Raw genomic sequence first — 26,665 nt, forward strand, 5'->3', positions numbered from 1 at the left:
TCGGCCGTTGCGGTCGAGACAGATTTGCCACGGCAATGCCGTTCGCCGTAGCCGAAGGTCTTGCGGTGCCCGAGAAGGAACGCGTCATCGCGGCCGAGCCCCGTGTGCGCGATGCGAGGGTCTGCCTTGGAATGCGGCGCGGCGGGATCCGGACCCTCGCTCCGTCGGCGGTTATGCAGGAGCGCGACAGCACGGCGGAAGCGAACGCAGTGAGGAAGATCGCGAGCGGCCTGCCCACTCTGTCGCCGCAGGAGCTCATTGCCGAAGAGAGCACGGTTCTCGTCGACGTGTCGGCCAGTCTCCGGCTCTTTCGCGGCACAAGGTCACGTCGTCGCATGGCGCGCCGCGTTGCGGAGGCGATCGGCGTGACTGCCACCATCGGCATTGCACCAAATGGACAGGCAGCATGGCTGCCCGTGCGGTACCGCGGCAGCGTCATGCTGTCTCACGATTCACTGTCGCGCCTGCTCGCCAGCTTGATCTTTCGCGAAAGCATCCCATTGAATTGATCCGCGCGGGGCAAACGGACTCACTAATCGTCCGAAGTTTTACCGCCAACGCTGCGCGGCTCGCTGACCACCGCCCCCGATTACCTAGGTAATTGACACGTATAGACCTAGGTAATTGAAGCCTCTACTCTCGTTTCACTACCGCAAGGAACCGACACTTCTAGAGGAGAGGAACGATGCCTGCTCACGGTACCCATGAAGTCGATACCCGGACGCTGCGGCGCGTCATCGCCGCGGCTTCCATTGGCAACTTCGTCGAATGGTTCGATTTCGCCGCGTACGGATTTCTCGCCACCATCCTGACGCGCGAGTTCTTTCCCAGTGGCGACCCCACTGTCGGACTCCTGAAGACTTTCGCGGTCTTTGCGGTTGCATTCGCGTTCCGTCCGCTGGGCGGCCTGTTCTTCGGCGTCGTCGGCGATCGGATCGGCCGCAAGCGCACGCTCGCTTTCACGATTCTGCTGATGGCGGGCTCGACGACGTTGATCGGCCTTCTTCCGACCTACGCAAGGATCGGCTACTGGGCGCCGGTTCTGCTCACGATCATTCGCTGCGTGCAAGGGTTCTCCGCAGGCGGTGAATACGCGGGGGCTTGCGCTTACGTGATGGAACATGCGCCGCGCCGACGCCGCGCGTTCTTCGGCAGCTTCCTTCCTGTTTCGACCTTCTCGTCGTTCGCTTGCGCGGCAGTGATCGCCTATCTGCTCGAATCGTCGCTGTCCTCGCAAGCGATGGTCGACTGGGGCTGGCGCGTGCCGTTCCTGATTGCGGCGCCCGTCGGTCTGATTGGCGTGTATCTGCGCGTCAGTCTGAATGAAACGCCCGCGTTTCAGGCGCTCGAAGGCAAGCACGAAGTCGCGCACGCGCCCTTGCTCGAAACCCTGCATTCGCAGTCGTCGAACATCCTGAAGCTTGGCGCCTTCGTCTCGGTAACGGCGCTGTCGTTCTACACGTTCACGACGTACTTCGCGACCTATCTTCAGATGGCCGGGCATCTGACGCGCAGCACTTCGCTTCTGGTGACGGTTCTCGCGCTCATCTTCGCCGCGGCGTTGTGCCCGCTAGCTGGTTTGTTCTCCGACCTCGTGGGTCGCCGGGCGACGATCGCGACGACGTGCATCTTCATTATCCTGTCGGTGTATCCCGCTTTCTCACTGGGTGACTCGGGGGCCTTGTCGCCATCGCTGGCCGGCGTCGCGCTCCTTGCGATCGGTGCCGTGTTGTCGGGCGTCGTCACCGCACCGTTGATGTCGGAAGTATTCGCCACGAGAACGCGCTACACCGCGTCTGCGATCACGTACAACCTCGCCTACACGCTCTTCGGCGGCACCGCGCCGTTGGTCGCGACATGGTTGATCTCCGCCACGGGAACGAATCTGTCGCCTGCGTATTACCTGATCGCCATGTCGATCTTCGCGATGATCGGCGGCCTCGCGCTGCCCGAAACGTCCAAAACCTCGCTCGCGGAAGCTGGCGCGCCGACCGGGAGCAGTGCAAGCTCGGCCCGACGCAGCTTCGAACGAACCATTTGAGAGCGCCGCGTCGGCCACTTTTTCCTGCGAAACCGAACGGACCCATGCAATGAGTAGCCTCCACGATTCGAGCATCATCATCGACGGCCTGAACATTTCGAAGTTCGAGCGCTCCGTGTTCGAAGACATGCGCAAGGGCGGCGTCACGGCCGTCAACTGCACAGTCTCCGTCTGGGACGACTTTCAGAAGACCATAGACAACATCGCGGCAATGAAGCAGCAGATCCGCGAGTACAACGAAATTCTGACGCTGGTCCGCACGACGGAAGACATCCTGCGCGCGAAGAAGGAGAACAAGACCGGCATCATCTTCGGCTTCCAGAACTCGTATGCGTTCGAGGACAACCTCGGCTATATCGAAGTGTTCAAGGAACTCGGCGTGAATGTCGTGCAGCTTTGCTACAACACGCAGAACCTTGTCGGCACCGGCTCTTACGAACCGGACGGAGGATTGTCCGGATATGGCCGCGAAGTGATTCAGGAGATGAATCGCGTCGGCATCATGGTGGATCTTTCGCACGTGGGCGCGAAAACCTCGTCGGACGCGATTGCGTGCTCGAAGAAACCCGTCACGTATTCGCATTGCTGTCCATCCGGATTGAAAGAGCATCCACGCAACAAGATCGACGAGCAATTGCGCGAGATCGCCGAAGCGAACGGATTCGTCGGCGTGACGATGTTCATGCCGTTTCTGCGGCGAGGCGCGGACGCAACCGTCGAAGATTATCTCGAAGCGATCGACTATGTGATCGATGTGATCGGTGAAGACAAGGTGGGTATCGGCACGGACTTCACCCAGGGCTACAGCACCGAGTTTTTCGACTGGATTACGCACGACAAAGGTCGCTATCGCCGTCTGACGGATTTCGGCAAGGTCGTCAATCCGGAAGGCATTCGGACGATCGGTGAATTCCCGAATCTGACGGCCGCGATGGAACGCGCCGGCTGGAGCGAATCACGCATCAGGAAGGTGATGGGCGAAAACTGGCTGCGCGTATTCGGCGAAGTCTGGAACGGCTGAATCGAACGGAGAAGACGAGCCCACCATGCAGCCTCAATTGCCTATCGAGGTCGATCCGCGAACCGGCGTCTGGACCACCGACGCGCTGCCGATGCTTTACGTGCCGCGCCATTTCTTCACGAACAATCATGCTGCCGTCGAAGCAGCGCTGGGTCGTGAAGCGTATGCGGAGATTCTTTACGCGGCCGGCTACAGGTCCGCCTATCACTGGTGCGACAAGGAAGCGAAGCAGCACGGGATCAGCGGCATGGCGGTCTTCGAGCACTATCTGAAGCGCCTGTCGCAACGCGGCTGGGGTTTGTTCAGCATCGTCGAAGCCGATCCAGCGACCTCGACCGCGTGCATTCATCTGCATCATTCGTCGCTCGTGCTGGCGCAGCCGGGCAAACACGGAAGGCTCTGCTACATGTTCGCGGGCTGGTTCGCCGGCGCGATGGACTGGGTCAACGACACGGCGCCCGATAGCGCGATCACGGGCCCGCGCGCGCATTCGGCCGAAACCCAATGCGCGGGCGAAGGTCACGATTGCTGCGTGTTTCACGTCGCGTGACCGATGTGCACGCGCGCTACAATCACCTAGGAGGCTACGTACCCTAACCTTGATCAGAACGCCGTCCACGGCGAGACCCAATGCCGAACTTGACCGACACGTTGTCCACTCTCGACTACGAGGATCTTTTCAGGCATCTGCCCGTCGCGGTCATCGTGGCCAGAGAGCGAATCATGATGGACTGCAATACGCGGGCGCTGGAATTGTTCAGGGCAAAACGCGTCGACATCATCGACCAGTCGTTTTCCAAGCTTTACCCGCAGCAGAAAGACTTTGCAACGACCGGCCAGCGCCTCGCGCCGCTCCTTGCGAAACACGCGATATTCAGCGATGACCGCATCATGCGTCGAATCGACGGCAGCCATTTCTGGGTCACGGTTTGCGGCTACGGATATAACCCGAAACGGCCATTCGAACTGGCAGTCTGGACGTTTTCCGATCTGTCGGGGAACGGTAAGCAGACTGACGTCGCGAGCACGTTGACGGAGCGCGAACGCGACGTCGCCGCGTTTCTCGTGCATGGCTTGACGAGCAAGGAGATCGGCAAGGAGTTGAACATCAGCCCGCGCACGGTCGATATTCATCGCGCGAGCCTGCTGCGCAAGTACGATGTGCGGGCGACACACGATCTCATCGCCCGCCTTCTTGCCTGAACCGTGCTTCGAAACGATGCGAGCGGATTTCCGGACATCCCTCTTCCGGCAACGATGCCGAGTCCGACGCCTTCGGCGGCCCCTCGCTTACCCAGATAAGCGACACGTATGGACCTACGTAATCCGACCATCTACGCTGTTTGCAACATCGGGCGAGACGAGCGATGGGCGTGTCACGGTTTCGGTCGGCACAAACGGGCACGTTACCGGAAACGTGGTCCATAAGGAACACCCAGGCTCCGGCGACGCAAGATTCTCTCCGCACTGCGGAGAGAATCCTCCACCATTTCCCAACGCTACTCGCAATGGCTCGCGCCATCGACGGCCGCTCAGCCGCAAACGCCTTAGCCACTCGGCGGACAGCGTTTTCGAACGCAGTCTGGTCGTTCCATGCCGAACTGGCCTACTGGCAACCGCAAACCACGTAGCGCGAAGTCAGAAAAGCGCCCTTTGCCGCGAATCTCTCGCCGGCGGTAGCGAGGCTGTCGCACGCCGGGCACCGCCGCGATGTGCGAGCCTGCGCACGTAAGCAATGAGTTCAACGCGTACCTCCTCGACCGCAAGCACCAGTGCATACAGCCGCACACCTTCGCGGCAGCGCGAGGGCGACGAGTTCGAGGCGATCGGCCATCCGGGGTGAGGTGGTGGCGACCAGATGATCCTGCCGCAAACGGGGCAGCGCGGCAAACGCTCGACGCGACCAGCGCACTTGACCGTTAGTTGCGTCGGACCGGATCTTTCCAGCCTTAACGAAAGCCACATCGCCCGAAGTGCAATTGGCGCTTGCCAATCAACAGAAACCTGTATAAATTCACAGTACTGTATTTAAATACAGTACTTCGGGAGGCAATGATGGAGCATCTGGTCAGGGTCTACAACGAGAGAGACCGGCAAACGCTTGAGTGGCTCCGCAGGCAAGTCGGAGATGCGGCAATCGCCGCCGCCGTCGAGCAATGCGCGGGATCAGGCAAACCTTATCTCTCGACCGTCTGCAGACGCCTGGGTGTTAGAACTCCAGAGTTCTCGGTAGCACGTCGGCACACGTCTTCTCCGATCGCGGAAAAGTCCCTGGCTACCATCCGAGGTATCCTCGCTGCTCGAGCGGCACCCGCAAAACTGGTTGCTAGCTGGTAGGTGGCGCCTTTCCCCGTGTGCCATTCCCCAACTACGACGAGGGAGCGTTAAAAACCTTGGGGTAGCGATTCCGAGGCCCGGCGAAACTGATCGAGGAATACCGTGACCTCGAGAGATATCGCGTGGGGACGTCGCCTGAAGACTTCGAGTCTCTCGCGCAAGTCGCCGTTTATCATCGCGCATCGCACTTGGGCAAGCAGATGAACTCCGGTTGGCGACCAACGCATTTGTTGGCGCTTGCACATGCGCTGGTTGAGCACCTGATTCACAGCAGACTCGGCCGTCGCGGTCGAGATAGGTTTTCCGCGACGATGTCTTGCGCCGTAGTCGATCGTTGAGCCGCCGTTCGCTTCGACGTATTCAACAAGCTCTCGGGTGCGGTAGTCGAGCTGCGCCAGACTTTCTACAACACCCGGTGTTTCAGGTACGATCACCCGACAGAGGAGCAGGATGCCTTGCATCCTGTCTTTGGCCTTCGCGAGTTTGGCATGCCAGAAGCACCAGCGCAGCTTGTCAACGCGGGATATCAGCACACGTCGGGCGGCCTTTTCCGTTTCGGTTGTGCGTGTATGCCCTTGATGATCTGCTCGAGATACCTCACTCTCATTGATATATGGAACCAGTCCAGAACAGGTGTAGGAGAAAACGGCAATCGACAGGCGATTGACTGGAGGCCATTCGCACCATCGGTTATGACAGACAGTTTCGGTTGATCGCTTCCGGTTGTGGCCTTCACGAGGGTGGTGAGCCGGTCCACGATATCCGGCAACCTCTTTCTCACGAACGCGAATACGCGCGACGTCTGCCCTCTGGCGCTCAAGCGGTCCGTTAGAACCTCAAAGCTGGAACATTCAGATTTGCGTCTCCCTCTAACGAATCCTCCGTCGATGGTCAGGGTCCACTCCGTCTCTCCCTTCGGGGCGCGACACGCAGCAGGCTGAACCGCTTCACTGCGCTCGCCGACGCGCAGTGCCCTGTTCCGCACGGTCACATGGTTCAATGTCTTCCGCACGGGCAGGAACTCGCGCAGTATAGTAACGACCTGCCGGTACGGCATCCGTGCCGAAAGCCTGGCCTCGAGCGACACAAGTTCCCCGGTCGCCCGCTCCGGAACGAATTCGGTCATCGGACTGTACGGATACTCCAACAGCATCGGAGTCTCGCACGGACAGCACACAATCTGGGCACTGCGAAATGGCACGGTACCGAAGACGGTATCCACCTTCCTAACCAGATGCTCACAGTCGGCTGACTCTGCCCCAACTGTTCGGCGACTCGCGTGACACTTCGGACGTCGTAACTTCGCCCACACAGACGCGTCGCCCGCGTGCTGGTATTCACTCATGCCAGATTCCCGTTGCGAAGCGCTCACGCTTAATCCCGTTTTCCGTTCCACTGCGCCTCTACCCCGAATCCAGGGCAAACGGAGAGTCGCTCGCAGGCGAAAAAAAACGGCTTCGCTCAACCAACGGACGGCCCTCCACCGACAGTTGCGCGCCAACCCGGCACACCGTTGGACAACCCACGCTGGCGAATCAAAAAGCTCCCCACCCTCAAGAAGTGCTGCGCCTTGCCGACATTGCGTGAAAAGCGTGTTCGTTTGAATCTTCCGATGTTTGCGCCGGACGGAGTATGCTTTCCCGTCTGTTAAAAAAGCATTAACCCCATTCGACGCAGCCCAATGGCGGGCAGCGTCCGCCCGCGTCATGCAGGCAAAATTGAATGGGGTCTTCAAGTCATCTTCGTACGACGGAGGCAGTGTGATTCGACATGGCGTTGCAGGGTTGCTGCTGGCGCTCAGCTGTATCGGTAGTGCGATGGCCGCAGGCCCCGAATGCTCGCGTTCATTTACGCTCGCTTTGCACGATCACGGTCTGCTCTATTCCGTCGATACGGATACCGGCATCGACAAGGACTTCGCCGACGAGTTGATCCGCCGCAGCGGCTGCCAGATCAAGGTCAGCTTGATGTCGCGGGCCCGCATCTGGAAGCTGATCGAATCCGGCGGACTCGATTTCAGCCTGTCGGGCATTGCCAACGACGAGCGCAATCAGTACGCGGACTTCGCCTGGTATTTCAGCGACAAATACTATCTGCTGGTTCGCAAGGATGCTGGCATCCACCGCCTAGCCGATTTCGAGGACCACGACCAGTTCCAACTCGGCGTGATCCGCAGTTTCCGATACAGCGAGTCGGCCAACCGGCTCGTCGACACATTGGCGGCCCAAAATCGTGTCAGTCAGGCCGGCGGTCTCGATCCGCTCTACCAGGCGCTGATTCTGCGGCGCATTCAGGGCATGATTATCGAGCCTTTCGATTACCCTTCCATCGACGAAAAGAAAATCCGCGACGTGACCAACATCGTGGAATTCGACGACCCAGCCGTGCCTCACGGTCTCATCATGTCGAAGAAGGCACTGCCGCCGGCCGAACGCGAAAAGTGGCGCGTCCTGGTGAACGAAATGCGTGCGGACGGGACGGTCCGGCGTATCTTCGGGAAGTATTTCAAACCCGACCTCGTCGATTCGATGGTCAATTTCCAGACGCCGCAGTGACCTGGACACGCCTCGTCCTGCTTCCGCTACTGGTTCTGTCCGCTGCGCTCAGCGTCACGTGGATGCTTTGGGACCATGAGCGGCAAGCCGCGCGTCACGAACTCCGCGGCCAGTTCGACTTCTCGCTCGGCGACGCCGTCAGCCGGATCGAGCAGCGCATGGGTACGTACGAACTCTTGCTGCGCGGCGTGCAGAGCCTGTTTGTCGTCAGCGGCGAGGTCAGCCGCGAGCAGTTCCGCGACTATATCGACACGCTCAATCTCGACCCCAACTTCTCTGGTATCCAGGCGATCGGAGTGGTCGCGTGGGTGCCGCGCGCGCAGAAGGCCGGGCACGTGGCGGCGATGCGCCAGCAGGGCTTGCCCGACTACGCGGTCCAGCCCGCGGGCGCTCGCGACGACTACGCGCCCATCATCCAGCGCGAACCCTATGTCGGCATCAATCGCGCGCCGCCCGGCTTCGACGCATGGGCCGACCCCGTGCGGCGGCGCGCCATGGAGCAGGCGCGCGACTCAGGAATGGCGACCATTTCCGGCAAGGTTCGCCTCGCTGTGGACGTCGGTACCAATGCGCGCCCCGGTTTCATCATGTACCTGCCGATCTACGCTCGAGGTCAGCCGCAGGACAGCGTCGCCCAGCGACGCGCCCACGTGGTCGGCTGGGTTTTCGCGTCTTTCCGTATGCGCGATGTCATCGCCAGTCTGTACGGCGAGCAGCCGCCGGGTCTGAGCATCGCGATCTACGACGGTGTCGAACCGTCGTCCGCCGCGCTGTTGCACAGGACACCCGAGCCGCCCGGTCATCACCGCTCGACGGACATGTCGGCGAATGAATATCTGGTCGTGGGCGGACATGACTGGACACTCTCGATGAGCGCGCAGGACGACTTCAAGGCGCGTTTCGGCCGCAATGCGGGCTTCCAGATCGCCAGCATCGGCACCGGCCTCAGCCTGCTGCTGGCGCTCCTTACCTGGCTCATGATGACGGGCCGTGGCCGCGCCATGCGCCTTGCCTCGGAGATGACGAAGGAATTGCGCGAGAACGAGGAGAAATTCCGCGCGATTGCCGACTGTACCGTTAATTGGGAGATCTGGTGGGGACCTGACGGCAAGCCGCGCTGGATCAACTCGGCGGTGGAGAAGTACATCGGTTATACGGTCGACGAATGCATGGCCTTGGCCGACTTTGCCGGCACGGTGATTTATCCAGAGGACATCCCGCGTGTCGACCCCGAGTTCCGCAAGGCGCTCAAAGGCTTTCGCGGCGATGACCTGGAGTTTCGCTGCGTGCGCAAGGATGGTTCGCTCATGTGGCTGTCCGCGTCCTGGGTTCCGATCAGCGACGCGCGCGGCGATTACATCGGATTTCGCACGAGCGGCCGCGACATCACCGAGCGCAAACAGGCCGAAGCTGAACTTCGGATTGCCGCTGTCGCGTTCGACTCGATGGAGCCGATGATGATCACCGATATCAACTCGGTGATCTTGCGCGTGAACTCGGCGTTCACCGAATGCACCGGTTATACGGCAGAGGAAATCGTGGGACAGACGCCGCGACTACTTCGGTCGGACCGTCACGACGCGGCATTTTTCAAGCAGATGTCGGACACGATTCATCGCGCGGGCGGCTGGCAGGGGGAAATCTGGGATCGTCGCAAGAACGGCGACGTGTATCCGAAATGGCTCACGATTTCCGCAGTGGTGGGTGAAGACGGCATTGTCAGCCACTATGTCGTGACGCATCACGACATTACCGAGCGCAAGATCGCGGAAGAAAGGATCAAGGAATTGGCCTTCTTCGACTCGTTGACCCGCTTGCCCAACCGCGCCCTGCTACTAGACAGGCTAAAGCAGGCCGTCACAGCCAGCGCGCGCAATGACGCGTGCGGCGCCCTGCTCTTCATCGACCTGGACCACTTCAAGACGTTGAACGATACTCTGGGCCACGACAAGGGCGATCTGCTACTGCAACAGGTGGCGCAACGTCTGGTGACGAGCGTGACGGAGAACGACACGGTAGCCAGGGTGGGCGGTGACGAATTCGTAGTGGTGCTCGGCAATCTGCACAAAAGCCGTCAGGAGGCGGTCGGCCAGACCGAAGCCATGGCCGAAAAGATTCTTGCTGTTCTAGGTAACCCTTATCAGCTCGGCGAGATCGAATACCGCAGTACCGCGAGTATCGGCGCGACCGTGTTCCGGGGCCAGCAAGCCTCGATGGACGAGCTCCTGAAGCAGGCCGACCTCGCGATGTACCGGTCCAAGGAGAGGGGCCGCAATGCCGTGCGTTTCTTCGACCCCGACATGCAGACCGTCGTGGTGGAACGGGCCGCGCTGGAAGTGGGGTTGCGCAATGCGATCAAGGACAATCAATTGCTGCTTCATTATCAGGCACAGATCGACGGCAATCGGGTAACGGGCGCCGAAGTCCTCGTGCGCTGGCAGCATCCCACGCGCGGACTCGTGCCGCCCGCCGATTTCATCCCGTTAGCCGAAGAGACCGGACTGATTCTCGCACTGGGCGACTGGGTCCTGGAAGCGGCCTGCGCGCAACTGGCACGTTGGGCCACGCGGCCGGAAGCGGCGCATCTCACGGTTGCGATCAACGTCAGCGTCCAGCAGTTTCGCGAGCCTGATTTCGTGGACAAGGTATTCGCAATCATTCGCCGTACAGGCGCGAGGCCGGACCGGTTAAAGCTGGAGTTGACCGAGAGCGTGCTGGTGGACAACGTGCAGGACATCATCAAAAAGATGAGCGCGCTCCGAGCGAAAGGTGTCGTCTTCGCGCTCGACGATTTTGGTATTGGCTATTCGTCGCTGTCCTATCTGAAGCTCTTGCCGTTGGATCAGTTGAAAATCGATCGTTCCTTCGTGCGCGACGTGCTCGTCGATCCCAACGATGCCGTGATTGCCAAAACTATCGTGGCGCTCGCGCGCAGCCTCGGTCTGGGTGTGCTCGCCGAAGGCGTCGAGACCGAGGCTCAGTGCGAGTTCCTCGCCGCGGTGGGATGTTACGCGTATCAGGGCTACTACTTCTGCCGGCCGCTGCCCGTCGAAGGTTTTGAAACGATGCTCAGCCGATTCGAGGCCCGCCAGTGCGTCGCCGATTAGTCGGACGAGCCCTGTCGCGATAAGCCGAAGGGGCAAAATCCGGAGCAGACGAAATGCTCCGAATGGGCACGATGAAGAAGAAGCAGACTCCGCGAAAGACACTGCCCTCGGGCATAGCCAAAGTTCCGAAGCGACTTCATTACCCGTTCGAAGTGGTATTGATCTGTGTGAGATGGTGTTGCAGCTCGCAATTTCCGTGGTCATGGCTAGCAGAAACTACGAGCGCCAGCAGCCTGTGGCCGGCCTCGACTTCACATTCAGGTAAAAAGCCCGCGACGCAGGCGGCCCGGAACACTCGACGTTTCGCCGCTCCCGGTAGGCCTGCAATCCGTCCCGGCAATCCGGCACGACCTGTTAGTGCACGCTCTCATCCAGCACAAGCAGATTGTCGTGCGAAAAGCCAAGAGCAACCGGCTGCCCGCGCTCCGGCAGGATCCGGTTCGGATCGTTGAAGACATCGAGGGTAATGATCGCGCTGCTGACCCGCGCGCGAATACGCACCACGGAACCGAGGAAGCTGATTTCTTCAACCGTCGCCGCCAGCGAGTTGCGGTCGTACGACGGCGGCTCCAGCAGAATTGCCTCGGGACGCAACGCCAGCACGCGCTCCTTGCCGGCATCGTCCGGCGGGAGCGGCCGCGATGTCACCAGTTCCTGACCGTCAACGGCAATTCGCCCCGTTGCAGGATCGATCACACGCCCGGCCAGGATATTGAGCGTTCCCACGAACGTCGCGACAAAGCGTGTGCGCGGAAAATTGTAGATATCGAGCGGCGCCCCCACTTGCTCGACACGCCCGTCGTTCATGACGACGATGCGGTCCGACATCGACAACGCCTCCTCCTGATCGTGCGTGACGAAGATCGACGTGATGCCGAGTTCGCGCTGTAGTGCCCGTATATCTTCGCGCAGCGAGACGCGAATTTTTGCGTCGAGCGCGGAAAGCGGTTCGTCGAGCAGCAACACTTGAGGCTTACTCGCGAGCGCACGGGCCAAGGCCACACGCTGCTGCTGCCCACCGGACAATTGCCACGGATAGCGCCCGGCGAGATGCGGCAGCTTGATCAATTCCAGCATCTCCGCAACACGCCCGCTCATCTCTTTCTCCGAACGCTTTGCAACCTTCAACGCGAAGCCGATGTTCTGCGCCACCGTCATGTTCGGAAACAACGCATAGGACTGAAACACCATGCCGACGGCGCGATCGCGCGTGCGCACGCGCGTGACGTCACGACCATTCAGGCGGATCGCGCCTCGCGTGGGCGTTTCGAATCCGGCGATCATGCGCAGCACGGTCGTCTTACCGCAGCCCGACGGGCCGAGAAAGGTGATGAATTCGCCTTGCCCGATTTTCATGTCGAACTGATGCACCGCAACGTTGGCTCCAAACGCCTTGTGAAGATTGTCGATCTCGAGAAATGCCATGGGTCGCGGCCTCACCGGCTCAAGTTTTATGGCCGGCCAGCGCGCGCGCCGAGCCGAACACCTGAATCAATCCCATCGATGCCCACGTGACAATGAAGGCGATGATCGCCAGCGCCGAGGGCTCGTAAGCGCGGTTCGCGCCGATCAGTTGCAAATACGGTCCGAACGCCGGGCGATCCAGCAGGCTCGCGATCGTGAATTCGCCGATCACGACCGCGAACGTCAGGAACGCGCCGGACAGAATCCCCGAGCGCACGTTCGGGAAAATCACGCGGAAAAGGATCGTCGTCCAGCCCGCGCCGAGACACTCGGCGGCCTCGGTCAGCGAACGCACATCAACGGCGCGCATGCCCGCATCGACGGCGCGGTACATATAAGGCAGCGATAGCGTGACGTAACCGAATACGAGTAGCAGATCGGTCGCGCGTTCGTTACTGGTGAGCGGCAAAATCGAACTGCTGTTGTAGATGCGCAGGTAACCGAAAACGATCACGATGGCCGGGATCACGAGCGGCAGCAAGGTGATGAACTCCACGAGCGGCCGAAGCTTCGGCAAACGCAGTTGCACCCAATACGCCGTGGGCACGACGAGCAGCACGCCGATCACGATGGTGAGCAACCCCATCAGCACCGAATAGCCGAACGAAGCCTGAAAATGGGGATCTCCCAGGACAACGCGGTACGCATCGAAGCTGTACGCGCCGCGACGCATCCGCAGACTGAACTCGAAGGTCGCGACGAGCGGGATCAAAAAATACAGTGCGCCGATGATCACGGCGATCCAGGCGCCCGCGCGCGATTGCGACTTCATCGACGCCCCCTTTCAGCTCGCGCGCGCAACCAGATGTAGCCGCCGTTCGACAGGCCCGTGACCACGATCATGCCGAGCGCGAGCGCGTAACCAAGATTCTGGTTGTGCAGCACGTCGCCGCGAATCTGCGCGAACAGCAGGATCGGAACGATGTTGAGGGAACTGCCGGTCAACGCGTAAGCCGTGGCCACCGCGCCGAACGCATTGGCGAACAGCAGCAGGGCCGCACCCAGAAAGCTCGGCCAGAGGACCGGCAAACCGACGTAGCGCCAGTATTGCAGCGCCGTGCCGCCGAGGCAGTCGCACGCTTCGCGCCACTCGCGTTTCAGGCCATCGAGCGCCGGCGTGATGATGAGCACCATCAGGGGAATCTGGAAGTACAGATACGTAATGGTCAGCCCGAGGAAGCTCAGAATGCTGAACCCGGTGGAATAGAGATTGAATCCGAGATATTTCCGCGCGAGCACCGTCACGAGACCCACGCGCCCCAATGTACTGATGAACGCGAAAGCGAGCGGCACCCCCGCGAAGTTGGATGCGACGCCAGAAAAGGTCATGAGCGTCGGGCGGATCCACGCGGGCAGCCGACCGTGCACTGCGGCCCACGCGAGCAGCGCGCCGAAGATGGCCCCGCCGGCCGCGGATGCGACGCTCACCTTCACGCTGATCCAGTAGGCATCGAGTACGGCCGGTTGAAACAGCTGGCGAATATTCGCCAGCGTGAATTGCCCCTGCGCATCCTGAAACGCGCCGATCATCAGAAAAGCGGTGGGCAATAAAAGAAACAGCAGCGCGAACGCGAAAAACGGCGCGACGCCCGCATAGGTCAGCCAACTTGCACCGCTGCTGTCGCGCACGGGACCGGATTTCGGCGCGGGCCCGGCGGGTGTCAGCAAGTCCGGACCCGGGGCGCCTGGCTGCGGAGATGCGCTCATCCGGGCGGTCTCGCGCGTGCCTACTTCACGTTCGCGCCAACGACCTGATCCCAGCCTTTGGTCACGACGTCCTTCGTGGCATTCTGCTGATCGAGCGTCGGAAAGACCGCCTTGCTGTAGGCCGATGCAGGCGGCAGCTTCGCGAGCAGCGCCGCTGGCACCTTCTTCTGCGCGGCGAGTTCGTTGTAGCGCATCGGATGACAATAACCGGCAAGCCAGCCGAGTTGCCCTTCGTCAGAGTAGAGGAATTCCATCCACAGCTTCGCGGCATTCGGATGAGGTGCATAGGCACTGATCGCCTGCACATAGACGCCCGCCACCACGCCTGTCTTCGGCACAATGACTTGTACTTTCGGATTGCCTTTGAGCGTGTCCCGATCGGCAAGCGCGTTGTAGTCCCAACGCACGATGATCGGCGTCGTGCCCTGCGCCAGTGACGCGGCCTTGCCGATCACCGGCACGAAGTTGCCGCTCTTGTTCAGATCGGCGAAAAACTTGAGGCCCGTTTGGTCGGCCTTCGTTGCATCGCCTTTGCTTTGCGAAAGGCCCGCGGCATAAACGGCCTGAATGGCCTGATTCGCCGAGCGCGGGTCACCGGCGAGCGAGACCGCATTGCGGTACTCCGATTTGAGCAGATCGCCCCAATCGGCCGGCGCCTTGTCGATCATGTCCGCGTTGACTTCGAACGCAAGCACGCCGTAGTAATCGCCGTACCAGTAGCCTTCCGCATCCTTGGAAGCTGCCGGAATCGATTCCCACGTCGATACCTTGTAAGGCTGCAACAGGCCTTCTTTTTTCGCGGACGGTCCGAACGACAGGCCGACATCGATCACGTCGGGCGCTTGGGGTCCCTTGTTGCCTTTGTTCGCCTTGATCGCTTCGATCTCGTCCCCCGAGCCTGCATCAGGGTTGAGTTCGTTGACGTGGATGCCGTACTTCTTCTGGAATGCGGCGATCAGCGAGCCGTACCCACACCAGTCATGCGGCAGGGCGATCGTGGTCAACTGCCCTTCCTGCCTGGCGGCTGCCACGAGCGCGTCCGGTGGCGCAGCCGATGCAGGGTTAATGCCCCCCGCAGCGAGTCCAGCCGTTGCGGAGATCGAAAGGACACGGGCCGCCCAGATACGCTTCATCGTCATCGCTGTTTCCGAAAGGAAGGTAGTGCGTTGAAGGGATCCGCCGATTGCTGAAGCAGGCTAGATTTAATTCCAGAATTTTGCAAGCGGCCAAAAAGTGCAACTTCGCGTTTTGGCGAATCAAAGCTGCGTGCCGCCGCGCCGTCGAAAATCTGAATGCCTGATCCCACAATTGAGATCGTCACGAGTTCGGTCGATGTCGCGCTCCGATTGCGCAGCGCATCATAAACGCCTGAGTGCCCGGGCCACGAATCAAGTCATCCTGCCTGCGGCACGCTCAGTGATCGGGCGGTCGGCACCACGGGCGCGCCAACCGTGCTGGACATTCAGCGTTATCGGGCGGATCTCCCGATGCCGTTACCCGTCGGCATCGACCAGCAGCACGTCGTGAGCCACCTCAGATCCGATACACGATCGCCGACACGGATTGCCGCTCGAATTACTCGACGCGAGAGCCGCGCGTGAATTGCTGCCGATCGCGCGCTTCGATGACGCGGCGCTGATCGGCTACGAGCCCGAAGCCGGTTTCGCCGATGCGTATCTCGTCGCCACCAGCTTCGCGCGCGCCGCGCGCCGCGTGTCTCACCCCGAGCGCCTACGCGCATAACGGTAGAAAGTACATCAGAAAACTGGCGAGCAACGCCGACGGATGATCGCTCTTCGCTCACCAACCGCGCATGGCACGTGCGAGCCGCCTGTCGAGGCACGCGTACCGGTTGCATCCGTGCCATCAGGTCGGGCTCGTGGAGCGTGATCTCGAAGAAGAACTTCCGACCAGTGATCGCTGCATTGAGCGACAACCGCGACGTGCCCTGGTCGACCAGATGCAATCGGTAACGCCGCAGGTCCTCGACGGTGGCGGAGTCGGGCGAGCGCCCTGCTCACCCGACTTGCGATGGTCGGCGAGATCCCGTTGCGACTGGCGTGGAACGTCCTGTGATCGCTTGCGAGGCGATCGTCTCAGAACAGGTCTTCCAGTATGCCGGCGTTTCAGCCGCAGGCCTGCCGCAGCTTGCCGCAAGCGTTCGAGGCCGCGATGCCCCGGAGCCTGTCCGTGTACTGCTCAAGGCGGCCCAGATGCCCCGGAGCTGAATACGCCCTCTGCGAACCGCAAGCCAATTTCCCAGTGGCTTCATATGAATTCCGTTATACAACCCATAACGAATCAAAATTTCGGCCTTAATATTGACTTACCACCATCATCGCTGATGCGACGCAGCCGGTCGTCCGCCGAATGGCGTCGCCTCCTTCCATTTACCTGTCTTCGGAGACTCAATGACAACAAAATTCGCTCGCGCGGCGGTGCGCTCACTGCGCCCCGCGGTTACGCTTTTAGCCGCGCTCGGCACCTATGCCGCGTTGAGCACCACTGCCACCGGCGCGGCGCCCATGGGAGTCGCGTTCGTCTACCTCGGCAACCCCGGTGACGCTGGCTGGACCTACGCACATGAACAGGGTGTGAAGGCGATCGAAGCAAAGTTCGGCGACAAGATCAAGGTCACGCGCGTCGAGAACGTACCCGAATCCGCTGACTCGGAGCGCGTGTTTCGCGACCTCGCGAGCAAGGGCAACAAGATCATCGTGGGCTCGAGCTTCGGATTCCAGGATTTCGAACTGAAGACGGCAAAGGATTATCCCGACGTCGTTTTCGAGCATGCGACCGGATACAAGAAGGCCACGAACTTTGCGACCTATGACGTGCGCACCTACCAGAGCGCCTATCTGGCTGGGCTCATCGGCGGCTATACGACGAAGACGAATACGCTCGGCTTCGTCGCCTCGGTGCCGGTGCCGGAAGTGGTGCGCAACATCAACGCCTTCACGATGGGTGCGCGCTCGATCAATCCGAATGCGAAGGTGAAGGTCATATGGATCAATAGCTGGTTCGATCCAGGCAAGGAGAAACAGGCGGCCGAAACGCTGATCGGCCAGGGAGCCGACGTGCTGATCCAGAACACCGATTCGACGGCGACGATGCAGACTGCCGAGCAGAAGAAAGTGCACGCGTTCGGTTGGGACTCGGACATGAAGAAGTTCGGCCCGAATGCTCAACTGGGGGCATGCGTGAGCTACTGGGGCGTCTACTACTCTCACCTGATCGAACAGGTGCAATCCGGCACGTGGACCAACGCGGCGACGTGGTGGGGTCTCAAGGAAAAAACAATCGACCTCGCTGACATCAACACTGCGGCCGTATCGCCCGCCGCGCAAAAGGCGCTGGCGCAAAAGCGCGACGACATTATCGCTGGCAGATTCGATCCGTTCTCCGGACCGATCAAGGATCAGAATGGCGCGATCAAGGTGGCAGCCGGCACGTCACTGCCCGACGCCGAGTTGCTGCGGCTCAACTGGTTCGTGCAGGGGGTCGATGGCACGCTGCCGAAGTAACTGAACCAACATGGAGGAGACACGCTTTGAGCCTTACCATTTCCGCGAATCAGAACGCGTCGGAGTTCCCTGAGCAGGGGCTCGCGCCGACACGCGAGCAGATCGTCCGCCATTTGCGTCATGCAAGCGCTATTGCAGAACGTGCGATGCTGTTGGGCCGTCACCCGTTTGGCGCCCTTCTCGTCGGGCCTGATCAGGAGTCGGTTCTAATAGAACAGGGCAATGTCGATTCCGTCAATCATGCGGAAGCGGTGCTCGCGCGCATTGCCGCCCTCAACTTTACGCCGCAATTCTTGTGGGGTTGCACGCTCTATACGACGGTTGAGCCATGTTGCATGTGTGCAGGCACGGCATACTGGGCCAACATCGGGCGGGTGGTTTTTGGAATAACGGAAGAGCGCCTGCTGCAAGCCACGGGCAATCATGCAGAGAATCCGACCATGAGCGTGTCGTCGCGGTATGTCTTTGACCATTGCCAGAAGCGCGTTGACCTGGTTGGGCCCGTCGGCGAGGTCGAGGAAGAAGTGATGCAGGTGCAGCGCAGGTTCTGGGGACGCCGATGAACGGACCTTCCGAACATGCCCCCGCGCTGAGAGGCGGACAACATCCTCGCATGGCTCGATGGTGAAAGCCCTGCGCTTCGCAAACTCACGCCGGCGATCGAGGACGCCAGCGGCGAACTGACGACCACGGTGGACACGATCGCTGTGCAGACAGGCACGCGCTACGCTCCACCCCCCCCGCAAACGCGCTACCGCTGCGGTACGCCGTCGCGCCACTCGCCCCAATGCGTGACGATGTCCTGCACGAGCGGATTGCCCGTGAGGAACAGATTCTTGATCGCGATCGTGAAGCCGCCCTGCGACGAGTAGTTGAGCAGATTGTCCGGGCTCGACTGGCCCGCGTACGGCCGGTCGAAGTCCGAGCCAGCGCGCAGCACCGCTACACGGTTCAGGTCAACGCGATGCACGGTCGCCGCGCGCGTCAGCGCCTCGAAGGTGGCGTTGTCTTCCTGCTGCGTCGTGCAATAGGTGCCCTTGCCATCGGTCAGGATCTTCGTCCATTGCCGCGCGCGCTCGCCGAGATCTGTGCCCGACCACCAGGTGTCACCCGCCAGCGTGTCGCACTGGATCACGGTCGGCGCACGGTTCGCGGGCGCATAGCTGTATTTGGCGCGCGCGGTCTGCGCCTGTGGGTCGTCGGCGAGCGTCACGTTGCGCGACAGCGCGAACGCCGCGTTCGAGAGCGCCGGATTGAGCTGGAACACTTCGGTGCGATAGTCGAGTGGCGGCTTCTGCGTCGGGTCCGTCGTGTTGATGCCGAGATAGCCGGTGTTCCAGCCCGGCGGAATTTCGCGTCCGTCGATTTCCCATTGAATCCCGAAGTCGACGAGCCAGTTCGCCCACGCAGCGGAACCGACGGTCCCCTGAAGCGGATCAATACCGGCGATGCCAGCCACCATGAAGTACGTATGACGCAAGTCGAAACGCGGCGAGAACGTCAGTGCCATGATCGACGCGGCGGCATTCGCGTGCCCCATGCCCGTCGTCATCACGCAGACCTCCTGGCGATTGCAGTGTACGGCCGGGTAGTCAGGAGACAGACCCTCGACCGTGATGTCCTGCCACGGTCCGAGATTATCGAGCCACACCTGGCCTTCCGGACCGAACATCGAAATGATCATCACCTTGACCGGACGGCCATGCGACGCGCCGTCGTCCTGCGCGAAGCTGTCGTCGGCATGCGCGATGGGCGGTGCAACTGCCGTGCATGCCACGAGTAACGATGAAATCGCGGCACCAAAAGCACGATTTAGCATAATAGGCCCCACCTGATATGTAAGAACTACCGTTGCGAAACGTGAATCGCGTGCCGTGTTGTCGACTGAAGTCGTGGCTTTTTATCGGCGTGCAGCGTGGGACCTGGGCGTGAGCCGTTCAGGTGACAGTGAGTATAAGCGGAGAAAAATGTGTATTGGCAAGCGGCAGCGAATTTCTATGCGGACGACACGGCAATGGTGGACACAACGTCCAGCGACCTTTCCCGCAATACTCCGTGCGGGCGCACCATCGGGGCTTCAAAAGCGATGAGCGTAGGCGAGGCGAAAGAAATCATAGCCCACTTTCAAGTTTGTCCCAGTACTTGGCCCGGAGTCAGGTTGCTGGCCCGGTCACGTAAGATGGCGTGATGAAGAAATCGAAATCGCTCTATCACGGTCACCGTTTCCCAGCCGAGGTCATCAGTTGCGCTGTGCGCTGGTATTTCCGCTTTCAGTTGAGCCTGCCGTCTCTTCGCCTCAGTCTCGATAAGTTGACAGAGTCCTCAGCGGTTCGTCGAACTTCGGCACGGTGGCATTCGGCACCAAAGGCGGCGTCTTCCCTCAGGTGGGAATTCCGACCGTGGTCTGCGAATCGGGAAGCATGGACCAGGGACACACGCCCGATGAGTTCATTACGGTCGAGCAGATGCGTGAATGCGATGCTGGCTCGCGTGGCTGAATATATATCGACGTCTTCCTGATCGTACCGCGCTCGCCGCGTTGCACGGTTTCGTTGAAATGAAATCGCCATTAAACGAAGTATATTTCGCAAAAGATACTGAAGGTCGGTAGTTATTCCGGGTGGCAGCGGCTTTTTGGATCGGCTAGAGTGGTCGCATCAGATTGGCATTGATAGGGCTGCTGCCGGATGGACACGATTCCCCAAAGAAGTGAAGGCGATGTCGAGCTCGATCTCCACCATCTGCAAGTATTCGACGTATTGCTGACTGAACATAGCCTCACCAAAGCGGCGCGTGTACTCAATCTTTCGCAGCCCGCGCTGAGCAAGACGCTTGCACGTTTGCGACTCTATTTTGGCGACCCACTATTTGTACGCGTCGGGTTGCGAATGGAGCCTACGCCGAAGGCACTCGAACTCACAGAACCGGTTAGGGCAATATTAAAAGGTGTTCGCGGCCTACGCTCCGACCACGGGTCCTTCGACCCGAAAACGTCGACGCGCAAGTTCAGCTTCTTCCTGGTCGACGCCGGCGCGATCAAGATCTTCCCACGCCTGTTGAATTACCTCGCCGCGGAAGCACCAGGCATATGCGTGCAGTCGATTCCTTGCGATGCGCAACACCTCGACGTATGGCTCGAATCGGGTCTCGTTGACATCGCGATCGGCTCTTTCCCGTCGTTGACCATGGGGATTCGGCGCTTGCCGCTGTGGAACGAGACCTACGTGAGCGTCACGCGCAAAGACCATCCGCGCATCGGCACCAATCCCACCAAAGCGCAGTTCGTCGCGGAAAAGCATGCACTCGTGTCCGCACTGGGTACCGGGCACGAACACCTCGCGATCGAGCGGCTCATCGAGTCGGAAATACCGCGCAGCAACATTGTGTGTCGCGTCCCGGTCTTTACTTCGGCCGCGCTCATCGCCAAGCATTCCGATGTGATCGCCACAGTGCCAAGAAGTCTCGCCGTCGCGATGTGTGGCGATCTCGACCTGCAACTGGTCGAGCCACCGATCGAACTGCCCAAACTGGAAATCGCGCAGTACTGGCACGATCGATGTCACTTGGAACCCGGTAACCAGTGGCTTCGGAGCACCTTCCGCAAACTGTTTTCGACGCCGGGATAAAGCGACGCAAGGCAGGGTCCGCAGCGAATGGCCATTCATTGCGGACTCGACAATAGTACCCGCGTTCCTCAGTGCGCCTGATTTGCCGGGTTGAGAACGAAATCGTAGTTCAAGGTGTAGCGCCCGTCAGCTTGCTTGACCCAATCGGCCACCAGCGTTTGCCGTACACCAAACACAGCGTCGGAATCCAGATACTGGTCACCGTTGCGAAATACATGCGTGACCAATGTCTGGTAGTTTTTTGCCTTGATCATGAAATGCAGGTGAGCGGGACGCCACGGGTGACGTCCGGTAGCTAGCAGCAGATCCCCCACCGGGCCATCGACCGGAATCGGATAGGCGACTGCGACCACGGTACGGAATTCGAAACTACCGTCTTCTTGCGACCTGAGTACGCCTCTGCCTTGATGAGTCTCGAGGTCCGGATACTGCACGTCGTAGTTCCCCACGGAGTCGGCCTGCCATACGTGCAACTCCGCGCCCGCAATCGGTACTCCATTGCGGTCCTTCACCGTGCCTGTTACAAGGCAAGGTTCTCCGCTAGCGCCATTGGCGATGTCGGCGCCATTCTCGTATGCCGGCGCGCCGTCTACATGAAACGGCCCGAAGACCGTCGATTCAGTGCACCCTTCCGGTTTCCTGTTGTTCATCGCGACGGTCAACATCGACAACCCGAGCACGTCGCTCAACAAAATGAATTCCTGGCGCTTGTCGTCACACTTGTGGCCCGTCTTGGTCAGAAAGTCGATTCCTGCCTGCAACTCGCTTTCGGTCATTTTGACCTCCCGGGCGAAGTCATGCAGATGCGTGATCAGGCCGGTGAGGATGAACTTCAAACGGGCGTCCGGCGTACCCGCAATGAGATCGAGCACGGCTTGCGTGACAGTGTGTTCGTCAAGGTTGCGCATGTTTGGCTCCGATGTTGAGTGTTTCGATAAGCGTCGACAATCCATCAATAGGTCACGGTAAACGAGCGCCGTGAAGATTTTCATCACACAGACGTTGCAAATCGCCGTGTAGTCAGACTAGCGGCCGCACGCCCTCATAGGCGTTTTGCAGCAACTGCCTGATTGCCGATTTCTCTAGTGCCCGCGGATTCGGATACTGATTCTGTAGAGCAATCGCGCACGCCTTGTCGAGATCGGACTCGCGCATGCCAACATCTCTGAGTGCCAAGGGTGCGCCGTTGCGTTTCGCCAGATCGAAAGCGGCTTGCGGTGCGCTGGTGCCGTAAAGCGCGCATGCGATGCGTTCCATCGCCCGCGGAGCCGCCGCCGCGTTATAGGCCAATGCGTGCGGCAACACGATGGTATGGGTTTCGGCGTGCGGCAGGTCGAAGGTGCCTCCTAACGTATGGCACAGCTTATGGTGCAGGGACATCGATACGGTCCCGAGCACCGATCCACACAGCCATGCGCCAAAGAGCAGATCCGCTCGCGCGCGCTGAACGATCGGATCTTTGGCGTCGGGCGTTAGTAGCGGCAGCGCTCGTCCGATCGCGGCGATGCCCTCGCTGGCCATCAGGTCCGTGATTGGATTGGCATCGACAGCATAAAGACCTTCCGCCGCGTGCGCGATCGCATTGATCGCGCTACTCACGCTCATGGAAATCGGCAACGCATACGTGAGTTCCGGATCGTAAATCACCGTCTTCGGAATCACCCGGCTATCGCGACCCGTCTTTTTCAGCCCTGCTTCGGTGATTCCATAGATCGGCGTCATTTCCGAGCCGGCGTAGGTCGTCGGAATGGCAAGAATCGGAAAATCCGCCTCCAGTGCAATGGCCTTTCCGAGTCCTGTCGTCGAACCGCCGCCGATTGCGATCGCGCAGTCAGCGTCCAGACGGCGCGCGAGCTCGCGTGCTTCGCGGGCCACTTCAATTGGCACATGCATCACCGCCCTGTCGAATACGCCGGCCACGCGATCCCCGAGCATGGCCGCGATCCGTTCCGCGTCTCCGCGCTGATCAGGCGTCGCGAGTATCAGTGCGCGACGCGCACCCAGCAGATCGACTTCCGTTTCAAGCCGTCCGAGCGCGCCGGCACCAAATACGACACGCTGGGGACGGCTCGTATAAACAAATTCTTTCATGACGGTGTCGCCCATATCACTTCAAGTCAGCAATCGCGGGGATCGCAACGCGATGGTTGACGGAACTTGCGTTAGCAAGAAATCGCACGGTCATTGCATCGCCGACGACAATCTCCGCGCCCTTCTCGACAAGCAAACGTATCGTGTGGCCGCCGGTTTCTGAATGCAGTTCTCGAACCTGCAAGAGCGCGCTGCTCCAATGCGAGCCAACGTTCTGCTTCTTGACGACTCCCACGTAGTCCCCGACCGGCGGCGAGCACATGCCGCGGGACACGGTGACGTCGATCGACCGGCAAGGAGACCCACTCAGCCCGACCACCGTGCCCGAAAGCTCGTGCGGGCGCTCCAGCATGGCATTCGCGCTTGCAATATCGCCTTGCTGAACGAGCCGCCTGGTTTCACTCGATGAACAATGAGCACCATTCACGATGCGCGCGCTCCATTGCAACGGGACGGGACGCACTTCGAATCCCAGACCGGCACCGAGATTACGCAGGTACTCGAGATCGCCTTGGCGCCCCTTACCGCAGGCAAAATTCTCCCCGACGATAAGCGCGCGCATGCCGAGCATGCGTACCAAAGTCCGCCGAACAAAATCCTCTGCCGACTCCGCGCTGCGCTCCCGATCGAAGCGCAGAACGAGGCAGTAGTCGACATGACCGGTCGACGCGAGAAGATTGATACGGCCTTCGAGTGTCGACAGGAATGCAGGACACGACGCAGGTCGCACAACGGACAGCGGATGAGGATCGAATGTGACCAACACGGTGGGAAGTCGCGAGGCCACGCCTCGCTCTCGCAACTTCCGCAGCACGTGCCGGTGCCCATGGTGAACGCCATCGAACATCCCGATCGACACCACCGACTCGGATAACCTGAATTCGCCTGGATCGGAGATGACTATCATGGAAGACTCCGGTAACCCCATCGACAATGGATCAAACCAGCTTGCAGGCCTCTTCGAAAGAGAGCCGGGGGCTGCGAGGAAACACCTTGGACGGATCACCGCGGCCGAGGCCGCAAATGAAGTTCGATTTGATCGATGTCCCGCTGAAGACGGCCGTATCGACCCTCGCGTTGTCAAAACCCGACATCGGCCCGCAGTCCAGACCGACCGCGCGAGCGGCGGCAATCAGATATCCGCCCTGCAGTGTCCCGTTGCGAAAAGCAGTCGTCTCTGCAAAGCCGGCCTTCGCTTCGCCTTCGAACCAGGCCTTGACCGTGGGATTGTGCGGAAAGAGCCTCGGCAGCTCTTCATAGAAGCGAGTCTCGTAACCGACCACCGCCAGCACTGGCGCCGTCATGCACTTTTCGACATTCCCGGGACTGAGCGCGTCCTTCAGTTTTGCCTTGCCTGCTTCACTGCGCACAAACACGATCCGCGCCGGCGAGCAATTGACCGAGGTGGGACCCCACTTCATCAATTCATAGACCTGCTTCAATTGCTCGTCCGACACGGGCTCGTCGAGCCAGCCGTTCTGGCTACGGCCGTTACGGAAAACACGATCCACAAAATCTTCATCTTCCATTTTTTGTCACCCTTCTTTGACAAGAACCGTACCGTGCGAGCGCACGGTACTTTCATCAAGCGCAGTTCAGATAAGCGATGAATGCATGCTCCTGACGTGTCAAATCGCCATGGTTCCGCTGAGCGCAAGCGCTTCCTGATGCCGTGCTGCATCGAGTGCTTTCGCGTAATCGGCGGTCGCCTTATAGTCGCTGTTGACGTCGGCTTCTCGCTCGATGCCGCACACCCGGCGCGCGAGATTCGCGTACGGGCCCGAACCGGAGAATTCCGCACGTTGCATGGTCAGTGTGCGGATCGCCTGCAGCGGCGTCCCGTTGAAGTTCTCGAAGACGAACAAGCGGCTACCCCAGTCTGTCAGGAACAGGTCGCGAATCACCCGGCCGATCTTCAGGCGGTCCTTCGGCTTGCCGACCGGTCCGCTATTCAAGCGTTCGAACCACGGTTGGAGCGTCGCATCGTTCCACTGGTCTTCGCTTGCGAAGATCAGTGCGCTACGGCCGGACAGGTCGACCAGTTCGTAGATCATTTCCGAGAAGTTCTCGAGATACAGCGCGCGACCGAAGTCGTAGACCAGAATATTCGGCTTGTAGTGCCCGCCGGGCGTATGAAAGCCCAATTCCTCCGCCGCGATCACGTGCGCCAGCATGGCCTGGTGGAAACCAATCAGCTTCGCCACGCGCGTCATCACTGCCGGGATTTTGCTGGTGCCGATATGCTCGGTAATCAGAACCGCGAGGCCGGCCATCAGCTCGGCACGCACCATCTGGCGAACCAGTGCATGGTAATGAAGCCAGTCGAACACGCGTTGCGGATAGAGCTTCGCATGTTCCGGATTGCCGATGTGAAACACGTGCGACCACGGAATGAACACGTTCTCGAAGAGGGTCATGCCGTCGAGTTCATCGCCCTGTGAAGCCAGCGGATGTTCGATCGAATCCTCTTTCGCCACGCCTTCACGGCAGACGATCGTCACCCCTTTCGCATTGACAGGCGTTGCCGCAAAAATGACTTGCTCGCCCGGGATACCGGGCCGGAAGAACACGCCGATGTGGATCCAGTCGGCAAACGCGACGCCTGTGCCGATCGCCTTGATCCCGTTGACGACGATGCCCTTTTCGTTCTTCTCGACCACACGCAGGCCCGGCGAGCGCGCCTGTGCTTCCGGGTTGGATCGGTCCATTTGCGGATCGACGAACTGCGGCGCGCAATTGAAATCGTTGTCCTTGGCGAAGTGCACGAAGTTGACGATATTCTTTGCCTTGATGTGACCGTCCGCGCCGATCGATTGCGTTTCCCATGGAACCGGATCGTCGAGGTACGTCTGCAATACATAGTTGTTCACATCGGGACTGCGCGGGAAGGATGCGCCAGCCATTTCGCGCATCACCGTCTCGTGGTATTTGCGCTTGCGCCGCAGTTGATCCTTATTGTGATGCCCGTACCACTGCATCGAACGGCGCTGGCCGTTTTCGTCGACATAGGTCACCACATCCTGCAAATCGGCGCGATGATGCAAGTCGTAGAAATCTGCATGGCGCTGCGCATAGTCACGCGTTTTCGGGTGCGTGGCGACGTTGTCGATCTTTTCGTTCCCCACCCAGACCTGGCGTCCGTCATTCAGGGAGTCGAGATATTGACGACCGGTTCGGATCATGATTTCTCCT

Annotated in this window: 21 protein-coding genes and 6 pseudogenes; 15 read left to right on the top strand and 12 right to left on the bottom strand. The window is 60.2% G+C overall.

Annotation, left to right across the window (positions count from 1 at the left end; translation table 11 throughout):
* Window positions 1–35 precede the first annotated feature (35 nt).
* The 6 genes from L0U84_RS40715 to L0U84_RS40740 all read left to right on the top strand — a co-directional run bounded on the left by L0U84_RS40715 (window position 36) and on the right by L0U84_RS40740 (window position 5,399).
* The gene (locus L0U84_RS40715; RefSeq protein ID WP_233859402.1) at window positions 36–509 is read left to right on the top strand and encodes a Y-family DNA polymerase; all 474 of its coding nucleotides are present in this window, start codon (window positions 36–38) and stop codon (window positions 507–509) included.
* Window positions 510–685: 176 nt separating this feature from the next.
* The gene (locus L0U84_RS40720) at window positions 686–2,041 is read left to right on the top strand and encodes an MFS transporter (protein ID WP_233859403.1); all 1,356 of its coding nucleotides are present in this window, start codon (window positions 686–688) and stop codon (window positions 2,039–2,041) included.
* Between the two features lie 49 nt (window positions 2,042–2,090).
* On the top strand, window positions 2,091–3,062 hold the full coding sequence (locus L0U84_RS40725; protein WP_233859408.1) for a dipeptidase: 972 nt from the start codon (window positions 2,091–2,093) through the stop codon (window positions 3,060–3,062).
* Between the two features lie 25 nt (window positions 3,063–3,087).
* Window positions 3,088–3,612, top strand: coding sequence for a DUF5943 domain-containing protein (locus tag L0U84_RS40730; protein ID WP_233859410.1), 525 nt, complete (start codon window positions 3,088–3,090; stop codon window positions 3,610–3,612).
* A gap of 80 nt (window positions 3,613–3,692) precedes the next feature.
* Window positions 3,693–4,265, top strand: coding sequence for a PAS and helix-turn-helix domain-containing protein (locus tag L0U84_RS40735; RefSeq protein ID WP_233859411.1), 573 nt, complete (start codon window positions 3,693–3,695; stop codon window positions 4,263–4,265).
* Between the two features lie 852 nt (window positions 4,266–5,117).
* Window positions 5,118–5,399 (top strand): hypothetical protein, encoded by a 282-nt coding sequence (locus L0U84_RS40740; protein WP_233859895.1) that lies wholly within the window; start codon window positions 5,118–5,120, stop codon window positions 5,397–5,399.
* A gap of 151 nt (window positions 5,400–5,550) precedes the next feature.
* Here L0U84_RS40740 and L0U84_RS40745 read toward each other — a convergent pair.
* Window positions 5,551–6,630 (bottom strand): annotated as a pseudogene (locus L0U84_RS40745) (ISKra4 family transposase); the annotation flags it as partial.
* A 586-nt stretch (window positions 6,631–7,216) separates the two neighbouring features.
* Between L0U84_RS40745 and L0U84_RS40755 the strand changes: the two are divergent.
* From L0U84_RS40755 to L0U84_RS40765, 3 genes and pseudogenes are all read left to right on the top strand, one after another.
* On the top strand, window positions 7,217–7,954 hold the full coding sequence (locus tag L0U84_RS40755) for a transporter substrate-binding domain-containing protein (protein ID WP_267940213.1): 738 nt from the start codon (window positions 7,217–7,219) through the stop codon (window positions 7,952–7,954).
* The gene (locus tag L0U84_RS40760; RefSeq protein ID WP_233859897.1) at window positions 7,951–11,061 is read left to right on the top strand and encodes a bifunctional diguanylate cyclase/phosphodiesterase; all 3,111 of its coding nucleotides are present in this window, start codon (window positions 7,951–7,953) and stop codon (window positions 11,059–11,061) included. Before L0U84_RS40755 ends, L0U84_RS40760 begins: the two co-directional genes overlap by 4 nt.
* Before the next feature lie 71 nt (window positions 11,062–11,132).
* Window positions 11,133–11,237: pseudogene (locus L0U84_RS40765) on the top strand (IS6 family transposase); the annotation flags it as partial.
* A gap of 178 nt (window positions 11,238–11,415) precedes the next feature.
* On the opposite strand, the gene L0U84_RS40770 reads toward L0U84_RS40765, so the two are convergent.
* Genes L0U84_RS40770 through L0U84_RS40785 form a run of 4 tightly spaced genes read right to left on the bottom strand, consistent with a single transcriptional unit; the run spans window position 11,416 to window position 15,371 of the window.
* Window positions 11,416–12,486: an ABC transporter ATP-binding protein gene (locus L0U84_RS40770; RefSeq protein ID WP_233859412.1), complete on the bottom strand. Its 1,071-nt coding sequence runs from the start codon at window positions 12,484–12,486 to the stop codon at window positions 11,416–11,418.
* A 19-nt stretch (window positions 12,487–12,505) separates the two neighbouring features.
* Entirely contained in the window at window positions 12,506–13,297 is a 792-nt protein-coding gene (locus L0U84_RS40775) for an ABC transporter permease (RefSeq protein ID WP_233859413.1), read from the bottom strand.
* A complete protein-coding gene (locus L0U84_RS40780) occupies window positions 13,294–14,232 on the bottom strand; it encodes an ABC transporter permease (RefSeq protein WP_233859414.1) in 939 nt (312 codons plus the stop codon). The genes L0U84_RS40775 and L0U84_RS40780 overlap by 4 nt, the downstream gene beginning before the upstream one ends.
* 20 nt (window positions 14,233–14,252) lie before the next feature.
* Window positions 14,253–15,371, bottom strand: a complete 1,119-nt coding sequence (locus tag L0U84_RS40785) for an ABC transporter substrate-binding protein (RefSeq protein WP_233859415.1) — start codon at window positions 15,369–15,371, stop codon at window positions 14,253–14,255.
* 412 nt (window positions 15,372–15,783) lie between these two features.
* Between L0U84_RS40785 and L0U84_RS40790 the strand changes: the two are divergent.
* Window positions 15,784–15,945, top strand: a pseudogene (locus tag L0U84_RS40790) (NAD(P)/FAD-dependent oxidoreductase); the annotation flags it as partial.
* Window positions 15,946–16,066: 121 nt separating this feature from the next.
* On the opposite strand, the pseudogene L0U84_RS40795 reads toward L0U84_RS40790, so the two are convergent.
* Window positions 16,067–16,246: pseudogene (locus tag L0U84_RS40795) on the bottom strand (integrase); the annotation flags it as partial.
* Between the two features lie 397 nt (window positions 16,247–16,643).
* Here L0U84_RS40795 and L0U84_RS40800 point away from each other — a divergent pair.
* Together L0U84_RS40800 and L0U84_RS40805 are read left to right on the top strand one after the other, a co-directional pair.
* On the top strand, window positions 16,644–17,756 hold the full coding sequence (locus tag L0U84_RS40800; protein WP_233859417.1) for a BMP family ABC transporter substrate-binding protein: 1,113 nt from the start codon (window positions 16,644–16,646) through the stop codon (window positions 17,754–17,756).
* Between the two features lie 26 nt (window positions 17,757–17,782).
* Window positions 17,783–18,319: a nucleoside deaminase gene (locus L0U84_RS40805; RefSeq protein WP_233859419.1), complete on the top strand. Its 537-nt coding sequence runs from the start codon at window positions 17,783–17,785 to the stop codon at window positions 18,317–18,319.
* A 188-nt stretch (window positions 18,320–18,507) separates the two neighbouring features.
* Here the strand turns inward: L0U84_RS40805 and L0U84_RS40810 are convergent, their stop codons facing one another.
* Complete coding sequence (locus L0U84_RS40810) at window positions 18,508–19,575, bottom strand: purine-nucleoside phosphorylase (RefSeq protein ID WP_233859420.1); 1,068 nt, start codon at window positions 19,573–19,575, stop codon at window positions 18,508–18,510.
* A gap of 368 nt (window positions 19,576–19,943) precedes the next feature.
* Between L0U84_RS40810 and L0U84_RS40815 the strand changes: the two are divergent.
* The 3 genes and pseudogenes from L0U84_RS40815 to L0U84_RS40825 all read left to right on the top strand — a co-directional run.
* Window positions 19,944–20,039: pseudogene (locus L0U84_RS40815) on the top strand (IS6 family transposase); the annotation flags it as partial.
* Between the two features lie 35 nt (window positions 20,040–20,074).
* Window positions 20,075–20,254, top strand: a pseudogene (locus tag L0U84_RS40820) (acetylornithine deacetylase); the annotation flags it as partial.
* Between the two features lie 189 nt (window positions 20,255–20,443).
* Window positions 20,444–21,382, top strand: a complete 939-nt coding sequence (locus tag L0U84_RS40825) for a LysR family transcriptional regulator (RefSeq protein ID WP_233859421.1) — start codon at window positions 20,444–20,446, stop codon at window positions 21,380–21,382.
* Window positions 21,383–21,450: 68 nt separating this feature from the next.
* Here the strand turns inward: L0U84_RS40825 and L0U84_RS40830 are convergent, their stop codons facing one another.
* From L0U84_RS40830 to L0U84_RS40850, 5 genes are all read right to left on the bottom strand, one after another.
* The gene (locus L0U84_RS40830; protein WP_233859422.1) at window positions 21,451–22,290 is read right to left on the bottom strand and encodes an intradiol ring-cleavage dioxygenase; all 840 of its coding nucleotides are present in this window, start codon (window positions 22,288–22,290) and stop codon (window positions 21,451–21,453) included.
* Between the two features lie 112 nt (window positions 22,291–22,402).
* Window positions 22,403–23,473: a maleylacetate reductase gene (locus tag L0U84_RS40835; RefSeq protein WP_233859423.1), complete on the bottom strand. Its 1,071-nt coding sequence runs from the start codon at window positions 23,471–23,473 to the stop codon at window positions 22,403–22,405.
* Window positions 23,474–23,489: 16 nt separating this feature from the next.
* Complete coding sequence (locus tag L0U84_RS40840) at window positions 23,490–24,380, bottom strand: FAD synthetase family protein (protein WP_233859424.1); 891 nt, start codon at window positions 24,378–24,380, stop codon at window positions 23,490–23,492.
* A 31-nt stretch (window positions 24,381–24,411) separates the two neighbouring features.
* Window positions 24,412–25,002 (bottom strand): malonic semialdehyde reductase, encoded by a 591-nt coding sequence (locus L0U84_RS40845; protein ID WP_233859425.1) that lies wholly within the window; start codon window positions 25,000–25,002, stop codon window positions 24,412–24,414.
* A 99-nt stretch (window positions 25,003–25,101) separates the two neighbouring features.
* Window positions 25,102–26,655, bottom strand: coding sequence for a 4-hydroxyphenylacetate 3-hydroxylase family protein (locus L0U84_RS40850; RefSeq protein WP_233859426.1), 1,554 nt, complete (start codon window positions 26,653–26,655; stop codon window positions 25,102–25,104).
* Between the last annotated feature and the right edge of the window lie 10 nt (window positions 26,656–26,665).

This window comes from Paraburkholderia sp. HD33-4, from assembly GCF_021390635.1.
In the GTDB taxonomy this organism is placed as follows: domain Bacteria; phylum Pseudomonadota; class Gammaproteobacteria; order Burkholderiales; family Burkholderiaceae; genus Paraburkholderia.

Coding starts and splice junctions, on each gene's coding strand:
- L0U84_RS40740 (WP_233859895.1), top strand. CDS start 5,118: ATGGAGCATCTGGTCAGGGTCTACAACGAGAGAGACCGGCAAACGCTT.
- L0U84_RS40835 (WP_233859423.1), bottom strand. CDS start 23,473: ATGAAAGAATTTGTTTATACGAGCCGTCCCCAGCGTGTCGTATTTGGT.
- L0U84_RS40720 (WP_233859403.1), top strand. CDS start 686: ATGCCTGCTCACGGTACCCATGAAGTCGATACCCGGACGCTGCGGCGC.
- L0U84_RS40785 (WP_233859415.1), bottom strand. CDS start 15,371: ATGACGATGAAGCGTATCTGGGCGGCCCGTGTCCTTTCGATCTCCGCA.
- L0U84_RS40850 (WP_233859426.1), bottom strand. CDS start 26,655: ATGATCCGAACCGGTCGTCAATATCTCGACTCCCTGAATGACGGACGC.
- L0U84_RS40755 (WP_267940213.1), top strand. CDS start 7,217: ATGGCCGCAGGCCCCGAATGCTCGCGTTCATTTACGCTCGCTTTGCAC.
- L0U84_RS40800 (WP_233859417.1), top strand. CDS start 16,644: ATGACAACAAAATTCGCTCGCGCGGCGGTGCGCTCACTGCGCCCCGCG.
- L0U84_RS40830 (WP_233859422.1), bottom strand. CDS start 22,290: ATGCGCAACCTTGACGAACACACTGTCACGCAAGCCGTGCTCGATCTC.
- L0U84_RS40735 (WP_233859411.1), top strand. CDS start 3,693: ATGCCGAACTTGACCGACACGTTGTCCACTCTCGACTACGAGGATCTT.
- L0U84_RS40840 (WP_233859424.1), bottom strand. CDS start 24,380: ATGATAGTCATCTCCGATCCAGGCGAATTCAGGTTATCCGAGTCGGTG.
- L0U84_RS40775 (WP_233859413.1), bottom strand. CDS start 13,297: ATGAAGTCGCAATCGCGCGCGGGCGCCTGGATCGCCGTGATCATCGGC.
- L0U84_RS40825 (WP_233859421.1), top strand. CDS start 20,444: ATGGACACGATTCCCCAAAGAAGTGAAGGCGATGTCGAGCTCGATCTC.
- L0U84_RS40810 (WP_233859420.1), bottom strand. CDS start 19,575: ATGCTAAATCGTGCTTTTGGTGCCGCGATTTCATCGTTACTCGTGGCA.
- L0U84_RS40730 (WP_233859410.1), top strand. CDS start 3,088: ATGCAGCCTCAATTGCCTATCGAGGTCGATCCGCGAACCGGCGTCTGG.
- L0U84_RS40715 (WP_233859402.1), top strand. CDS start 36: ATGCCGTTCGCCGTAGCCGAAGGTCTTGCGGTGCCCGAGAAGGAACGC.
- L0U84_RS40780 (WP_233859414.1), bottom strand. CDS start 14,232: ATGAGCGCATCTCCGCAGCCAGGCGCCCCGGGTCCGGACTTGCTGACA.
- L0U84_RS40725 (WP_233859408.1), top strand. CDS start 2,091: ATGAGTAGCCTCCACGATTCGAGCATCATCATCGACGGCCTGAACATT.
- L0U84_RS40845 (WP_233859425.1), bottom strand. CDS start 25,002: ATGGAAGATGAAGATTTTGTGGATCGTGTTTTCCGTAACGGCCGTAGC.
- L0U84_RS40770 (WP_233859412.1), bottom strand. CDS start 12,486: ATGGCATTTCTCGAGATCGACAATCTTCACAAGGCGTTTGGAGCCAAC.